Genomic DNA, 16,638 nt, shown 5'->3' on the forward strand with positions numbered 1-16,638 from the left:
TGACCATGCAATACTTCTTAGTAAAATCTGAACCATTTAAATATAGCTGGGAACAATTTAATAAAGATGGCCGTACATTTTGGGATGGCGTTCGTAATTATCAAGCTAGGAATAATATCAAAGCCATGAAAGAAGGGGATCTGGTCCTGTTCTACCATAGCAATGAAGGAAAAGAAGTTGTGGGGGTGGCCAAAGTCGTCAGGGAATTTTATCAAGATCCGACAACAGATGATGAGCGTTGGGTGGTTGTGGATCTGGCGCCTGTAGAGACACTGAAGAAATCCGTTACGTTGGAAACCATTAAGGCTGATGAGCAGTTGCAGGATATCGCTTTGGTCAGACAAGGACGTTTGTCTGTAATGCCATTGAAGCCAGAAGAATTTGATCGGATTTTAGCGCTTGGCAACGCGTAAGCTATCGCGAATAAATCAACCCAGTGTATGGGGATATAACTAAAAAAGGGAAAACGATCGTTTTCCCTTTTTGATTATTTACACGGTATGTAAGTCATGCACATCAAGCATTAGTTCTTTTGGCTAAAAAGACTGACTAGCGCTTTTAATTTTTTTGCATTTTCAGGCTTTAATTTCCCCGCGAGAATAAGGCGCAGTTCTCTTCGTTGTAATGCATCTTCGTAAGCTTTGTGTTCTATATCTGTTTCCGGAATTAATACCGGCACAGCTTTAGGATTGTTATCCGCATCAACAGCAACAAAGGTGTAATAAGCTTCGTTGGTTTTTACACGGGTGCCTTCCGGTAAATTAGAAGCGAAAATTTCCATGCGTACCTCCAAAGAACTATTAAACGCACGCGTTACCTGAGCTTGTATCGTGACGACCTCTCCAAGTTTAATGGAGCGCTTAAAAGATACATTGTCGACTGATACTGTTACGACGACATTGCTGCAGTGTTTTTGAGCAGCAATAGCCGAACAGATATCCATCCAATACAATAAACGGCCACCCATCAAATTCCCAAAAGTATTTGTGTCGTTGGGTAATACCAATTCGTTCATCTCAGTGTATGACTCTCGCGCAAATTTCTCTATCATATCATTATTTGTCATTATCGTCCAAACGTTTTGAATTGATTATCTATGATTGCCAAAGAATCCATAAATGACGTCGGCACATAACCCAATTCAGCGTTAGATCTAGTCAGATCAAAGCCTGTCTGCCGTGGCCTGTTCTCCGCCTGTCCAATGCTGGCAGCACTGATCTCCGAAATCAATTCTTTGTCTAGCTGCCAATAGTCTGCAATTTTGTAGACAGCCTCATTGATCGACATTAATTCTGCTCCTGAAATATGAAATATTCCCTGCGCTTTTCGGTCAATCGCGAGTTGGCATGCATAAGCTAAATCATCCACAAAGGTAGGCATTCTCCATTGGTCATTGACTACTTTTATGGGTTCATTTTGCGACAACTTACTTTTAGCCCATAATACTAGATTCGAACGATTGGGGTCAGCATTGATCCCATATACTAATATCGTGCGAAGGATAGCATAATTACAGTTGGATTGTACAAGCACTTGTTCGGAAGCATATTTACTCTTTCCATATTCACTTTGTGGATTGGGGAGATCTGTTTCATCATAAGGCGCATTTTTTTTGCCATCAAATACAAAGTCCGTGGATAAGTGGATCAGTTGGGTCTGATGTGCAGTACAATAGGAAGCAAGATAGGTTACGAGATCGACGTTAAGCAATTGACATGCTGCTTGATCTGCTTCACAAGCTTCCACACTGGTCATAGCTGCTGTATGCACAATTGCATCAAAAGTTTGCGCAGATAGAAAATCTGTCAATTTTTCCCGATCCGATAGGTCTACCTGAAAGAAAGCATAATTCACTTGATTCGGGTTGCGATTTGGACCCTTTGAAACGGCAACAACATCATATTGGTCATTTTTAGCAAGTAAATCAACGACTTTTTGGCCAAGGAATCCATTGGATCCTGTCACTAGAATTTTTTTCATCAACAATAATTAAATGGTATCCAAGCACCTGTTTATAAAGACTCGTTTGCAGGGTCTTAAGTGCGCTGTTTAGTTTATTCACAAATCCGCTTTTTTTGTTTTAGTTGGTCCATATAAAATCCATTTTACTGGATTGTTTCATGATATTTTCAACTACTGTTTTTTCTAGATCCAAAATGGATTTTAAAGCGTTATAATCGATTTTATCGGCATCATCGGTCGGCATATGATAGTCTGGGTGTCCACCAGTATGGAAAAACAACACCGGTATATTCTTTTTATAGAATGAAGTTTGGTCAGATCCGCCGTTGCCATCCTTGCTAAGATTAAATTTTATAGGTGCCTGAACATCTTTGAATATAGCTGGCCATTGACTACTTGTTCCATAGCCGATTACGGCAAGGCCATTGCTGGGATTATAACGGCCGATCATATCCATATTGAGCATGGCTGTGATTTTCTCCAATGGTAGGGTAGGGTGTTCCGTAAAATATTTGGAACCAACTAATCCCAATTCTTCCGCTCCGAAGGCAATAAATAACAAGTTGTAGGGTTCTTTTTCATTGTTGCTGCTAAAGTAACGTGCGAGCTCCAATAAACCAGCTGTACCGGAGGCATTATCGTCGGCTCCATTGTGGATTTTGCCTACCCCTAAGGAATCTTTTGAACTTCCTTGACGACCTGTTCCCAAGTGATCGTAATGTGCGCCTATAACAACTGTTAAGTCTGCACCATTGTCAATAAATCCAATGATATTATCTGCATTACGAATGCTGTCTGCAACTTTTACTTTCCAGACTTTGGCTTTGAAGGATTGGCGGTACCCTTTTTCACCTTTAGGCTCAAGTTTGTATTTTTTGAATTCCTTTTCAATATAATCTGCAGCTTTAAATACTTCCTTACTGCCCGTTCCCCGTCCCTGCATTTTGTCGTCAGCGAGGTAATAAATATGTTTCTTTAAGTTGGAAACTTCGATCTGCTGTGCCTGTGCTATTTGGATTCCTAGTAGGCAGCAAAATGTCAGAAGTAGGCTAATGTTTTTCATGCTAATAGTAGAGTTTAGATAGTTGTATTGGGTTATATGTACAAAAAATAAAAGCCTTGGGATTAACAAGGCTTTTAGGGATATTTCGTTAATCTTCAACGATTTCACTGTGGATGCTGGATTTCTCTTCTTTTTCTGTTTTGAAATACCGTTTTTGAAATAACAGGATCAAAACCACCCCAACAGAAATTGCCGAGTCGGCAATGTTGAATACAGGTCGGAAGAAGAGGAACTCTTCACCGCCCCAAAAGGGCACCCAGGAAGGGAAGTTGCCTTGAATTAATGGGAAATAAAGCATATCGACCACTTTTCCGTGCAGGAAGGAAGAATAACCACCACCTGCTGGGAATAAACTCGCTTTATCATACCAGGTACTTTCACTAAAGATGACGCCGTAAAAAGCAGAATCGATGATATTTCCTAAGGCACCGGCAAGAATTAGGGCAACATTTAGGATGAAACCACGGTTATACTTATTTTTGATCATGTAATGTAGGCCGTATCCAATACCAGCTACGGCTAAAATACGAAATACCGTCAAAAATAATTTTCCATAATCACCGCCAAATTCCATACCATAGGCCATTCCATTGTTTTCAATAAAATGAATTTGGAAAAATTTGCCCAATACATGGTGGCTTTGTCCAATTGTCATTGTGAGCTTAACCCATATTTTTGACAATTGATCTATTAAAAGTATCGCTACGATGAGCGCGATCGGTTTCGTATAACCCTTCATTGTGTTATAAAAATGGTCCTTGCCTAAGCAAAGACCATATATTTAATGCCTAAAATTAATATTGTTTGTTTTTCGCTTCGATGCTCAACGTTGTATGTGGAACAGCTTTCAAACGTTCTTTTTGAATCAGTTTTCCGGTTTCTCTACAGATACCATACGTTTTGTTCTCGATGCGCACCAACGCCGCTTCTAGGTTGTCGATAAATTTCTTTTGACGAGCAGCCAATTGATTTGTTTGCTCTTTTTCTAAAGTAGCTGAACCGTCTTCCAATGTCTTGTACGTTCCAGCAGTATCGTCGGTACCATTAGCATTACTGTTATTAAGCGTTGCGGTCAACGAGGAAAGCTCTTCTTTTGCTATTCTAAGCTTGTCCAAGATAATATCTTTAAATTCTTGTAATTCTGAATCGCTATAGCGTGTTTTCTCGTTGTTGTTTGCCATAATTTAATTTTTTTGGATTAATGCCTTAAGTTCTTTGCCATCGATCTCGATGGTCTCTCCTTCAGTTAGTGAATCTTCAAATACCAGTGAATCGGCCAGAATTTCGGTGCAAATATACGATAAATTTTCGTTGGCAGCATTGACCACTTCTGAAGCAGCTGTTAACTTTACGTTAATTCTATCAGTGACTTCTAATCCTTTATCCTTCCTTAGATTTTGTAGGCGGTTGATCAATTCTCTTGACAAACCTTCTTTTTTCAATTCTTCGGTGATATGTACATCTAATGCTACGGTCAATTTACCTAGATTTGCTACTTGCCATCCTTCAACGTCTTCTGCTATAATTTCTACATCGCTCAGTAAAATCGTATATGGCGTGCCTGCTAGGGCCAATTCGCCTGTTGATTCCAATGTGCTGATTTGATCTATAGTCAACGATTGGATAGACGAAGAAACTAACTTCATATCCTTACCAACTTTCGCGCCAAGAGCTTTGAAATTTGGTTTTATTTTTTTCTTAATAATACCAGTGGTGTCTGTAATGAACTCGATATCTTTGATATTGGTCTCAGAAAGTATCAGATCTTTTACTTTCTCTACCTTTTCTTGGAAAGCACTATCCAGTACCGGAACCAAAATTTTGTTTAATGGTTGACGTACATTGATGGAAGTTTTCTTCCGTAAAGAAAGTGTCAGCGATGATATATCCTGCGCTAAAGCCATGCGTTCTTCCAGATCTTTATCGACTAGACTTTCATTATAAACCGGGAAATTCGCCAAGTGAACAGATTCAACTTGTTCCTTGTTCGTGGCTGAATTCAAATCCAGGAATAATCTATCCGAGAAGAAAGGTGATATTGGCGACATCAATTTCGCAATTGTATCAAGACATGTATAAAGTGTTTGATAGGCCGAAATTTTATCTTCTGTATAATCTCCTTTCCAGAAACGACGACGGCAAAGACGGACATACCAGTTGCTGAGATGTTCATCAACAAAGTTTTGAATAGCGCGCGCGGCCTTTGTAGGCTCGTAATCCGCTAAGTATTCGTCTACCTCCTTGGTCAACGAATTTAACAAGGAGATAATCCAACGGTCAATTTCAGGACGTTTTTCCAAAGCGATATCTGGTTCTGAATACGAGAACTTATCGATATTGGCATACAATGCAAAAAAAGCGTAGGTATTATATAAAGTACCAAAGAATTTACGGCGGACTTCATCCAATCCTTCCATATTGAATTTAAGGTTGTCCCATGGTGCGGCATTACTGATCATGTACCAGCGTGTTGCATCGGCACTGTATTGATCGATCGTCGAGAATGGATCAACACCATTGCCTAGGCGTTTGGACATCTTATTTCCATTTTTATCCAACACCAAGCCATTGGAAACCACGTTTTTGAAGGAAACCGATTTGTACATCATTGTAGAAATCGCATGTAAGGTGAAAAACCAACCCCGTGTTTGATCAACTCCTTCAGCGATAAAGTCTGCCGGGTATGCATGATCAAATCCAGCTTTAAAAGGAAACTCTTCGCCTTTGGCTAGTTTTTCGTGATCCAATCCCCATTGTGCATAAGGCATTGCGCCCGAATCAAACCATACGTCTATCAGATCAGGTTCGCGGAATAACTTTTGTCCGGCATCAGAAACAAGAACGATATCGTCAACATATGGACGGTGAAGATCCAGTTGCTCGGTGTCGAATTTATCCAAGTAAGCTTTATTTTTCGCTTTTTCATCGTCAGACAAAACGTCTGAGGTCAAAGAAGCTTCCAATAAGGATTTTAATTCAGGTAAGGAGCCGATACAAACTTCTTCATTTTCGTCTTCTGAACGCCAGATAGGAAGTGGAGTTCCCCAGTAACGCGAACGCGAAAGGTTCCAGTCCACCAAGTTTTCTAACCAGTTTCCAAAGCGGCCGGTACCGGTTGCTTCAGGTTTCCAGTTGATGGTTTTATTTAATGCAACCAAATCTTCCTTCACTGCTGTCGTGCGGATAAACCAGCTATCTAATGGATAGTATAGAACAGGTTTGTCTGTACGCCAACAATGTGGATAGGTATGCTCATATTTTTTGACATCGAAAGCTTTGTTGTCCTCTTTTAGTTTGATAGAGATCAACACGTCTGTGGGTTTGAAGTCTTCTTTTGAACGTTCCTCAGCGCTGTAATATTCCTCTTTGACAAATCTTCCGGCAAAATCTGTGATTTCACTTACAAAACGTCCAGTACGGTCAACAGTAGGTACCTCTTTTCCATTTTCATCTTTCACCAAGATGCCCGGTACACCATGTTCTTTTGCTACACGAAAGTCATCCGCACCATAAGTAGGAGCAGCGTGGACAATACCGGTACCGTCTTCAGTCGTAACAAAGTCACCTGGAATAACGCGGAAAGCATTTTCTTGTAAGTCCTCGTTGGTGATATAAGGCAACAATTGCTCATAGCGCAAGCCAACAAGTTCTTCACCTACAAATTCTGCTGCAAGCTCCCAAGGAATTACTTTGTCGCCCAATTTATAGTCTTGGAAGGACGCATTTTCTCCTTCCGCTTTAAAATGTTTGCTGATCAAATCTTTCGCTAACACGACAGATACAGGAGCACCAGTATATTTATTGAAAGTTCGGATCTTAACATAATTTATTTTCTTGCCTACAACCAAAGCTGTATTGGACGGTAAAGTCCATGGCGTGGTCGTCCAGGCAATGAATGCTACATCCTCCGCATCGTCGTCAACTAATTTTTCTATAGCTGGATGAAGCTGACTTTTGATCAGTCTAAATTCTGCAACGATGGTGGTATCTTTAACATCTTTATAGGTGCCGGGCTGGTTAAGTTCATGCGAACTCAATCCCGTACCTGCTGCCGGAGAGTAAGGTTGTATCGTATAACCCTTGTACAAAAGACCTTTTTTGTAAAGTTCTTTCAATAAATACCATAAGGTTTCGATGTATTCATTCTTGTAAGTAATGTAAGGATGTTCAAGGTCAACCCAATAGCCCATTTTGGTGGTTAGGTCATTCCATACATCGGTATATTTCATTACCTCCTTGCGACAAGCGTCATTATATTGTTCTACGGTAATCTTTTTGCCGATATCCTCTTTTGTGATTCCAAGAGCTTTTTCGACAGCAAGTTCAATGGGCAGACCATGGGTATCCCAGCCGCCTTTTCGTTTCACTTGGTAACCTTTCAAAGTCTTGTAACGACAGAAAATATCCTTAATCGTACGTGCCATCACGTGGTGAATTCCAGGCATTCCATTTGCAGAAGGCGGACCTTCAAAAAATGTATAGGTCTTGCTTTCAGGACGATTATTGATACTTTTTTCGAATATTTTTTCCTGTTCCCAACGGGTCAAAATCTCTTTACCTATCTCGGGTAAATTTAACTGCTTATATTCTTTGTACATCAGACTGTTGTATGCTTCTTTTCTAAAGGTCGCTAATTTAGTGATTTATGATGGAAAATGAAAGAGGGCTTTGTTGTGCTTATATCATTAAATGGAGGTTGAACTTTTTGAAATCTCCCCCTTGATCAACTCGCGAAAAGCGACGGTAGTATCTGCTACGACAAAGGGACTACCCATGGCAGTCCCTTTGTTATTTCATTCTTGCTGAAATTCAGTTATGCTGAAAAACTGCTTCCGCATCCGCAGGTACTTGTTGCATTGGGATTGTTGAATGTGAAGCCCCTTGCATCGAGTCCCGATTTGAAGTCGATTTCCATACCGGCAAGATATAGGCCATGTGCTTTGTTCATAAAGATGCGAATTCCTTGAATTTCGTATTCGTTATCGCCGTCCTTTTTCTGGTCAAAGCCCAAGATATAACTCATACCGGAACAACCGCCGCCTTCAACACCGACACGTAAACCAAAATCATCAGAGATTTCTTGTTGATCCTTTAATTTATTTAGTTCCTTGATTGCCCCTTCTGTTAAGGAAACAGGAGCAACTGCTGTATGTTCTGTACTCATTGTAATAGTGTTTTAGCCAATCCAATACAAAAATACATTTTTTTAATGGCAAAATGCTTGACCGGAATTTTTTGACATTTTCGAAACATTCAATTCTTCGTACGCTTATTCGGTCCGATAGCACCATAAAATGATCTTGACCTAATTAGGTAATTCGCATAAATAAGGCTGTTTTTCTAAGAATATTTAATAAAATAGGACTTTTTGTCGATATTCTTTATGGAATATGCTATCTTTGAGGCATTAAAATAAACTACAAAATTTACTTTACAACATTTAAAAACAATGGAAAGAGATCAAGCCATTTTTAATTTAATAGCTGATGAGCTTAAACGCCAAGAAGAAGGTATTGAATTAATTGCTTCAGAAAACTTTGTTTCAAAACAAGTGATGGAAGCTGCTGGTTCAGTGTTGACAAATAAATATGCAGAAGGCCTCCCAGGAAAACGTTACTATGGAGGTTGTGAAGTTGTGGATGAGATTGAAACCATCGCAATTGATCGTGCAAAACAATTATTTGGCGCAGAATGGGTAAATGTTCAGCCTCACTCTGGTGCTCAAGCAAATGCGGCTGTTTTTTTGGCGACAATCAAACCTGGTGACAAAATTTTAGGTCTTGATTTATCTCACGGTGGTCACTTGACACACGGTTCACCAGCGAACTTATCTGGTAAGATCTATCAACCATTATTTTATGGTGTAAAAGAAGATACAGGTCTAATTGACTACGAGCAATTGGAAGAAACAGCGCTTCGTGAAAAACCAAAGATGATCATCTGTGGTGCTTCGGCTTATTCTCGTGATTGGGATTATGCGCGCATTCGTAAAGTTGCAGACGAAATAGGTGCTATCGTAATGGCTGATATTTCTCACCCTGCAGGTTTAATCGCTCGTGGTTTATTGAATGATCCACTTCCACATTGCCATATCGTTACGACAACGACACACAAAACGCTTCGTGGCCCACGTGGTGGTATGATTATGGTCGGTAAAGATTTTGAAAATCCATGGGGCATCAAAACACCTAAAGGTGAAATCCGTACAATCACGCAATTATTGGATTTAGCTGTATTCCCAGGTACACAAGGTGGTCCTTTGGAGCATACCATCGCAGCGAAAGCAATAGCTTACGGTGAGGCTTTATCCGATGAGTATATGGAATATATCGTTCAGGTAAAGAAAAATGCAGCTGCATTGGCACAATTCTTTGTGGAAAGAGATTACAAGATCATCTCTGGTGGTACAGACAATCACTTGATGTTGGTGGATCTTCGCAACAAAGATATTTCTGGTAAAGAAGCTGAAGCTGTATTAGGTAAGGCCGGTATCACAACAAATAAAAATATGGTTCCTTTTGATACACGTTCTCCTTTTGTGACTTCAGGTGTACGTTTTGGTACTGCTGCAATTACAACACGTGGTATTAAAGAGAATGAAATTATACAAATTGGCGAGTTGATCGATGAGGCATTGAAAAATGCATCTAACGATGCTCAACTGGATTTGATCCATGGCAAAGTAAGAGCAATGATGGCTGAGTTCCCATTGTATAAATAAGAAATTCCCCTAGGAATAAAAAAAGCGGAATCACCGATGCGGTGTTTCCGCTTTTTTTATTTTCTTACAGCTATTTTCAGCGTAACATGCATGGTATAAGTCCGTACCAATTTAACTTATCAAGGGAATTATATAATAACCTGAACCGTATTTTATACGGTTTAAATAGGGGTTCATCCGAATGAGGCCCCTATTAGGTCCCTATTAACTCCCTATATAGTTCGGATTAAATAATGCCGCATTGGCGTGCCATCCTTCTCATGTACAACTGCTGGTTCTTGCTTGTTTCGGAGGAATTGGGAGAATTGCCTTAAGAGCTCGGTTTGGAAATGTGAGGCAGATAACTTATTTTTAAATGTTAAAAAACCTTAAAATAAATTGTAATAATTTGATTACTCATTTATTTTGCGGTAATTTGGTTTTAGATTAATTGATTGTTTTACAATAAGAAAGGATAGTTATACGGCAAACATTTACATTTTAACACAGAACTGATAATTTATTTGCGAACTGCTAAAAAAGTAAGTGACGTATGAGACTTCTAAAAGGTAAAAGCGATCAAGAGTTGATCCAAATGTATGTCGGTGGCCAAGAGTCCGGTCTAGAGGCATTGTTGAATCGATATAAATCGAAAATATATACTTCCATATATATGAAAGTAAAAGATGAATATCTTGCTGAAGATATTTTCCAGGAGACTTTCATTAAAATCATCAACACATTAAAATCCGGTAAATATAATGAAGAGGGTAAGTTTTTACCTTGGGCTATTCGTATAGCACACAATATGATTGTTGACTTTTTTAGGAAAGCAAAACGTGCTCCAAATATTGTGAATGCGGATGGCTTTGATATTTTTGAGGTGCTCGAATTTAGTGATGAAAGCGCAGAGTCAAAAATGCTCAAACAACAGGTTGATGTTGATCTTAAGAAAATGATCCAAAAACTTCCGGACGATCAAAAAGAGGTGCTCATTATGCGACACTTTTGTGATATGAGTTTTAAAGATATTGCGGAAATAACCGAAGTAAGTATCAATACTGCTTTGGGGAGGATGCGCTACGCATTGAGCAATTTACGTAAGATGATCGAAGGTACCGATCTTACCCTGCAAATGGGCTATTTATAATAAAGGGGGCATTACAAAACGCCCCTTTTTATTTACGTTCCTAATTTGGATTACAGGAAGTTTCGCTGCTTTTGTATTTTCCCACCGTTTGTTTGTAATTAAGGCAATGCTACAATCCTTTGCGCATCATGCCTTCAAAAGCCATTTACTTCAATAATCTGCTCCTGATTGAACTTAAAATAACTGTGCGCCTTCGGAAATGACCGATGAGTATACGTATTGAATTCTTTTTAATCAGTGTAAGTGTTTCGTTGGACCGAAGCTGAAAGCGGAGTTATTTGTCCAAATGATGTGGCAATTATGTCATGTGGAGATCAGAAGAACCTGTTCTTTTTGTCAGGTCAAAGACTTTTTTTATCTTAGAAATTTATGCATATACCTTTTTTCAACGATTGGAATAAGGTTTGATAGTCATATTATAACTATAAAACGATTGAATAGCTATGTACTTGATTTTATTTATTGGAATAATGGTGGTAAGCCTAATTGTCCAAACAAGATTCAAAAACAAATTTAAGAAATACTCCGAAATGCCTTTGAGTAACGGGATGTCTGGAGCTGAGATTGCGCAAAAAATGTTAAATGATAACGGTATATATGATGTAAAGGTATTGTCTATCCCAGATCGTTTGGGAGATCACTATAATCCGTCGGATAAAACCATTAATTTAAGCCCTGAAGTTTACAGTGGCCGCAGTGTTGCAGCTGCAGCGGTAGCGGCGCACGAATGTGGTCATGCTGTACAGCACGCCAAAGCCTATAAATGGTTAGGATTCCGTTCGGCAATGGTACCTATGGTCAATGCGGCTTCCAAAATGACATCATGGGTGTTGATGTTGGGCGTTATGCTGTTTGCTTTTTCTAAAGGCGGTAATCCGTGGCTTTTAGCTGTTGGAGTTGGGGCGCTGGCTATTACGACCTTATTTTCTTTTATCACCTTGCCTGTAGAGTTTGATGCATCGAACCGCGCGCTGGAATGGTTAAACCATGCTGGTGTAACCTATAATGGCGAAGAACATGACGGTGCAAAAGATGCTTTGAAATGGGCAGCGATGACGTATGTTGTAGCAGCGTTAAGTGCATTGGTAACACTTTTATATTATGCATCGATTTTATTCGGTGGCCGTAGAAGTGATTAAATACGGATATTGTAACTTTATCCTACAAAAATGCGATTATTTTTTATAGTCGCATTTTTTATGGTGTGTTAATGAGGTTACTATAGACAATTTTTTTAACTTTGCTGTTTATATAGAATAAGATTCAGATTTTATGTTTTCAAATCTTCAAGATAAGTTAGATAGGGCCTTTAAAGTATTAAAAGGACAAGGTAGTATTACCGAGATCAACGTTGCAGAAACGATGAAAGAAATTCGCAAAGCGTTGTTGGATGCCGATGTGAATTATAAAACTGCCAAAACTTTTACCGACGATGTTAAACAAAAAGCTTTAGGCGAAAATGTACTGACAAGTATTTCCCCGGGCCAATTGTTGACGAAGATCATGAATGATGAGTTGACAGCTTTGATGGGCGGATCTGTTACAGAGCTTGAGACTGGAAAAAATCCAACAGTCATTTTAATTGCGGGTTTGAATGGTGCTGGTAAAACAACGTTCTCAGGTAAGTTGGCCTTGTACCTTAAAGATAAAAAGAATAAAAAACCATTGTTGGTGGCTGGTGACGTTTACCGTCCTGCAGCGATTGATCAATTGGAAGTGCTCGCGGAACAAGTGGGCGTACCCGTGTATGTGAATCGTGAATCTAACGATCCTATTGCGATTGCCAAAGCAGGTGTGGAAGAAGCAAAACGTAATGGAAATAATGTTGTAATTATCGATACAGCTGGTCGTTTGGCGATCGATGAGCCATTAATGGTAGAGATTACTGCAGTTAAAGAAGCGACAAAACCAGACGAAATCCTATTTGTTGTGGATTCAATGACTGGTCAAGATGCCGTGAATACGGCTAAAACGTTCAACGACCGTCTGGACTTTACAGGTGTAGTATTGACTAAGTTGGATGGTGATACACGTGGTGGTGCTGCATTATCGATTAAATCTGTCGTTAATAAACCCATTAAGTTTATTGGTACAGGTGAAAAGATGGATGCATTGGATGTATTCCACCCTGATCGTATGGCATCTCGTATTTTGGGTATGGGTGACGTCGTATCCTTAGTGGAACGTGCGCAGCAACAGTTTGACGAGAAGCAAGCTGCAGAGCTCCAAAAGAAAATCCGTAAGAATAAATTCGATTTCAACGATTTTAAATCCCAGATTCAACAAATCAAGAAAATGGGTAATATGAAAGACCTCATGGGAATGATCCCTGGTGTTGGTAAAGCAATGAAAGACATTGAAGTAGATGACAATGCTTTCAAACCCATTGAAGCGATTATCGATTCCATGACACCTTTTGAACGTGAAAATCCAGATGTCATTGATCAAAAACGTCGTTTACGTATTGCGAAAGGATCAGGTACTGATATTAATGAAGTAAATAAGTTATTGAAACAATTTGGTGATATGCGTAAAGTCATGAAGCAGATGTCTAATCCAGCGATGGCAGCTAAAATGATGCGTAATATGCCCAAAATGCCAGGAAAAATGTAATTTTTAGAGAATAGTTACATCATAAGAAGGGCATCGTTTTATACGATGCCCTATTTTTTTTCTGAAAGTGTCTGATCCTATTGGCCAGAAAGAACCTTCAGTCCACTTTCATTGCTGTTGGTGTCTGCGAAGTCATGCAGGTTTTGATCATTGTATTGCCTTTTTGATTAATTTTTTCGTTTCTCCTATGCGCCGTGCAAGATGAATCTAGGTTACTTGCGGACAGGATACTGGTGGTTGATTCCGTAAAATTCGAACTGTTTTTAAAGAAATAATTCGTAATTTCAAGTTCCTCACCCGAGTGAACGAAATATTTGTTAAATTTGTAATTATTATGGATGACCCCGCGCAATTATCGGAATACGGCAAAATCCTTATCATTCTTCTGATAGGGGCGCTGTTAGTCTGTGCGACCATTTTTCTTGCACGTTTAATCTCTCCGAAAAAGAATAATCCCATCAAATCTGGTACCTACGAATGTGGAGAGGATCCCATTGGTTCTTCTTGGGTTCAGTTTAATCCACGGTTTTATGTGATCGCCCTTGTATTTTTACTTTTTGATGTGGAGCTTATTTTTATTTTTCCATGGGCCACTGTATTTGGACAGTCTGAATATATTGCGGCAGATGGAAGATGGGGGTGGTTTACCATGATAGAAATGGCTATGTTCATTGGTATTTTAATTCTAGGGTTGGTTTTTGTCTGGAAAAAGGGCGATTTAGAATGGGTTAAACCGAATGTGTCCTTACCTAAAGTTCCTGTACCTATCCCGGATAGCGCCTATGCAAGCCTGAATAGCAAGACTTATCAGGTGCGTGATTATGCACTGGTTGTAGATGAAACTGTCGCGCACAAAACAACGGTAGATGAACAGGTGTCGACGCCGAAACCAGCCTTTAAACCTCGATTTAAAAAACCTGAGTAAGCATGAGTTTAGATAGTCAATTGCAGAATAATGGTGTTATTGTTGCCAAATTAGATGATTTGCTAAATTGGGCAAGATTATCTTCGATGTGGCCTATGAGCTTTGGTATTGCTTGCTGTGCCATTGAAATGATGGGGGCAATGGCTTCAACTTACGATTTAGATCGGATGGGCGTATTCCCAAGGCCTTCTCCAAGGCAATCCGACGTGATCATCATTGCTGGAACGGTTACCTTTAAGATGGCCGATCGTATCAAGAAACTATATGAACAGATGCCAGATCCTAAATATGTTATTTCGATGGGTTCTTGTTCCAACTGTGGTGGTCCATATTGGCAGCATGGTTATCATGTGGTCAAGGGGGTAGATCGCGTTATCCCTGTGGATGTTTATGTACAGGGATGTCCGCCACGTCCAGAGGCACTAATTGGTGCTTTTATTGAATTGCAAAAAAAGATAGACAAAGAAAGCTTGTTAGGTGAGCAATTGTTCAACGGAAAAGCTTAAAAGATAAATTTTATAAGATTTTAAATCAATTATGGCAAAAGATTTTTATGGTGAATTGCAATTGGGTATTCTTGGCGGTGGTCAACTGGGAAGAATGCTCATCCAGGAAGCCATTAATTACAATGTAAATGTTCATGTATTGGACCCGGATAAGAATGCTCCTTGTCGCAAGTTGTGCAATAAATTTGAATGTGGTTCATTGGGCGATTTTGAAACGGTCTATAATTTCGGTAAGGATTTGGACATGATCACGATCGAGATCGAGAAGGTGAATGTAGATGCTTTGGAGAAACTGGAAGGCGAGGGAGTAATCGTGTATCCACAATCACGTATCATTCGTCTGATTCAAGATAAAGGCCTACAAAAGCAATTTTTTAAACAAAACGATATACCAACTTCGGCGTTTCAATTGATATCCAATAAGGATAATTTAGTAAATGCCTCGTTAAACTTACCGTATATCCAGAAATTACGTAAGGATGGATATGATGGAAAAGGGGTGAAGAAGATTGTTACCCAACAGGATATACAAGAGGCGTTCGAAGAAGCTAGCTTAATTGAAGAATGGGTAGATTTTGAAAAGGAAATTGCGGTCATTGTTGCCCGGAATGATAAGGGGGAAGTGTCTACATTTCCAATGGTGGAGATGGAATTTAATCCTCAGGCTAACTTGGTGGAATTTTTGATTGCGCCGTCTTTGTATGGTGTAGAGATTCAACAACGCGCAGAGGCGATAGCAAAAAAGATTGCCGATGATTTGCAGATCGTAGGTATATTGGCTGTAGAGATGTTCCTAACGAAAAATGGTGATATTTTGGTCAACGAATTGGCTCCGCGCCCGCATAATAGTGGTCACCAGACAATAGAGGGTAATTACGTGTCGCAATTTGCACAGCATTTAAGGGCTATATTCAATCTACCGTTAGGTGATACCAGATGCAGAACGAATGCCGTTATGATTAACCTGTTAGGTGAACTTGGCTATGAAGGATTGGCCAAATATGAGGGAGTAGAAGAGGTGTTGGCAATGGAAGGCGTATATATCCATTTATATGGAAAGAAATATACGAAGCCATTCCGCAAGATGGGCCATGTTTGTATCATCAATGATGATCGGGAGAAAGCGATCTCCAATGCAAGAAAAGTACAAGAAATATTAAAAGTTAAAGCTTAAACAATACTATGTCAATCAATAATAAGGCCCAGGTAGGCATTATCATGGGAAGCAAATCAGACCTTCCTGTTATGCAGGATGCTATAGATGTGCTCAAAGCCCTTGGGGTGGAATTTGAGGTAACGATCGTCTCAGCACATCGTACACCACAACGTATGTTTGATTATGCGAAAAATGCGGCATTTCGTGGTTTGAAAGTTATTATTGCTGGAGCGGGTGGAGCGGCGCATTTGCCAGGAATGGTCGCTTCTATTACACATTTACCCGTAATAGGCGTTCCTGTAAAATCATCAAATTCCATTGATGGATGGGATTCGGTACTTTCCATTCTTCAGATGCCCAATGGTATTCCTGTAGCAACTGTCGCTTTAAATGCGGCGAAGAATGCAGGTATATTGGCTGCTCAGATTCTTGGTACACATGATGAAACAATCAGCAAGAATATCATCGAATTTAAAGAAGAGTTGGCGAGAAAAGTAATCGAGACCGCAGTAGATGTAGAAGATACCGAATTTTAAGCTGACAATCTTACAAAATAAAAAAGG

At 39.6% G+C, this 16,638-nt stretch carries 16 protein-coding genes; 9 read left to right on the top strand and 7 right to left on the bottom strand.

Annotated features, from left to right (window positions below; all coding sequences use genetic code 11):
* The first annotated feature begins 5 nt into the window (after positions 1 to 5).
* Positions 6 to 413 (top strand): EVE domain-containing protein, encoded by a 408-nt coding sequence (locus tag B4N43_RS18005; RefSeq protein WP_286735808.1) that lies wholly within the window; start codon positions 6 to 8, stop codon positions 411 to 413.
* Positions 414 to 523: 110 nt separating this feature from the next.
* On the opposite strand, the gene B4N43_RS18010 is transcribed toward B4N43_RS18005, so the two are convergent.
* The 7 genes from B4N43_RS18010 to B4N43_RS18040 form a co-directional block, all read right to left on the bottom strand.
* Positions 524 to 1,051: an acyl-CoA thioesterase gene (locus B4N43_RS18010; protein ID WP_046674180.1), complete on the bottom strand. Its 528-nt coding sequence runs from the start codon at positions 1,049 to 1,051 to the stop codon at positions 524 to 526.
* Positions 1,052 to 1,065: 14 nt separating this feature from the next.
* Positions 1,066 to 1,980 (bottom strand): SDR family oxidoreductase, encoded by a 915-nt coding sequence (locus tag B4N43_RS18015; RefSeq protein WP_075991118.1) that lies wholly within the window; start codon positions 1,978 to 1,980, stop codon positions 1,066 to 1,068.
* Positions 1,981 to 2,080: 100 nt separating this feature from the next.
* On the bottom strand, positions 2,081 to 3,025 hold the full coding sequence (locus B4N43_RS18020) for a M20/M25/M40 family metallo-hydrolase (protein WP_075991119.1): 945 nt from the start codon (positions 3,023 to 3,025) through the stop codon (positions 2,081 to 2,083).
* Between the two features lie 88 nt (positions 3,026 to 3,113).
* Positions 3,114 to 3,764: a lipoprotein signal peptidase gene (locus B4N43_RS18025; protein WP_075991120.1), complete on the bottom strand. Its 651-nt coding sequence runs from the start codon at positions 3,762 to 3,764 to the stop codon at positions 3,114 to 3,116.
* A 55-nt stretch (positions 3,765 to 3,819) separates the two neighbouring features.
* Positions 3,820 to 4,206 (bottom strand): TraR/DksA family transcriptional regulator, encoded by a 387-nt coding sequence (locus B4N43_RS18030; RefSeq protein WP_046674049.1) that lies wholly within the window; start codon positions 4,204 to 4,206, stop codon positions 3,820 to 3,822.
* A 3-nt stretch (positions 4,207 to 4,209) separates the two neighbouring features.
* Positions 4,210 to 7,623, bottom strand: coding sequence for an isoleucine--tRNA ligase (ileS, locus tag B4N43_RS18035; protein WP_120333468.1), 3,414 nt, complete (start codon positions 7,621 to 7,623; stop codon positions 4,210 to 4,212).
* A 215-nt stretch (positions 7,624 to 7,838) separates the two neighbouring features.
* Positions 7,839 to 8,189 (bottom strand): HesB/IscA family protein, encoded by a 351-nt coding sequence (locus B4N43_RS18040; protein WP_046674047.1) that lies wholly within the window; start codon positions 8,187 to 8,189, stop codon positions 7,839 to 7,841.
* A gap of 285 nt (positions 8,190 to 8,474) precedes the next feature.
* On the opposite strand from B4N43_RS18040, the gene glyA reads away from it, so the two are divergent.
* From glyA to purE, 8 genes are all read left to right on the top strand, one after another.
* Entirely contained in the window at positions 8,475 to 9,746 is a 1,272-nt protein-coding gene (gene glyA, locus B4N43_RS18045; protein WP_075991122.1) for a serine hydroxymethyltransferase, read from the top strand.
* 532 nt (positions 9,747 to 10,278) lie between these two features.
* The gene (locus B4N43_RS18050) at positions 10,279 to 10,875 is read left to right on the top strand and encodes an RNA polymerase sigma factor (protein ID WP_075991123.1); all 597 of its coding nucleotides are present in this window, start codon (positions 10,279 to 10,281) and stop codon (positions 10,873 to 10,875) included.
* Positions 10,876 to 11,318: 443 nt separating this feature from the next.
* Complete coding sequence (locus B4N43_RS18055) at positions 11,319 to 12,014, top strand: zinc metallopeptidase (RefSeq protein ID WP_075991124.1); 696 nt, start codon at positions 11,319 to 11,321, stop codon at positions 12,012 to 12,014.
* A gap of 133 nt (positions 12,015 to 12,147) precedes the next feature.
* Positions 12,148 to 13,488 (top strand): signal recognition particle protein, encoded by a 1,341-nt coding sequence (gene ffh, locus B4N43_RS18060; RefSeq protein WP_075991125.1) that lies wholly within the window; start codon positions 12,148 to 12,150, stop codon positions 13,486 to 13,488.
* A 334-nt stretch (positions 13,489 to 13,822) separates the two neighbouring features.
* Positions 13,823 to 14,413 (top strand): NADH-quinone oxidoreductase subunit A, encoded by a 591-nt coding sequence (locus B4N43_RS18065; RefSeq protein WP_075991126.1) that lies wholly within the window; start codon positions 13,823 to 13,825, stop codon positions 14,411 to 14,413.
* 2 nt (positions 14,414 to 14,415) lie between these two features.
* Positions 14,416 to 14,919 carry an NADH-quinone oxidoreductase subunit B gene (locus B4N43_RS18070; protein ID WP_075991127.1) on the top strand — a complete coding sequence of 168 codons (504 nt, stop codon included), beginning with the start codon at positions 14,416 to 14,418 and terminating at the stop codon, positions 14,917 to 14,919.
* A gap of 31 nt (positions 14,920 to 14,950) precedes the next feature.
* On the top strand, positions 14,951 to 16,093 hold the full coding sequence (locus B4N43_RS18075; RefSeq protein ID WP_075991128.1) for a 5-(carboxyamino)imidazole ribonucleotide synthase: 1,143 nt from the start codon (positions 14,951 to 14,953) through the stop codon (positions 16,091 to 16,093).
* An 8-nt stretch (positions 16,094 to 16,101) separates the two neighbouring features.
* Positions 16,102 to 16,611: a 5-(carboxyamino)imidazole ribonucleotide mutase gene (purE, locus tag B4N43_RS18080; RefSeq protein WP_075991129.1), complete on the top strand. Its 510-nt coding sequence runs from the start codon at positions 16,102 to 16,104 to the stop codon at positions 16,609 to 16,611.
* Positions 16,612 to 16,638 lie beyond the last annotated feature (27 nt).

Origin of the sequence: Sphingobacterium sp. UBA1897, from assembly GCF_002337775.1 — a bacterium.
Lineage (GTDB): Bacteria > Bacteroidota > Bacteroidia > Sphingobacteriales > Sphingobacteriaceae > Sphingobacterium > Sphingobacterium siyangense.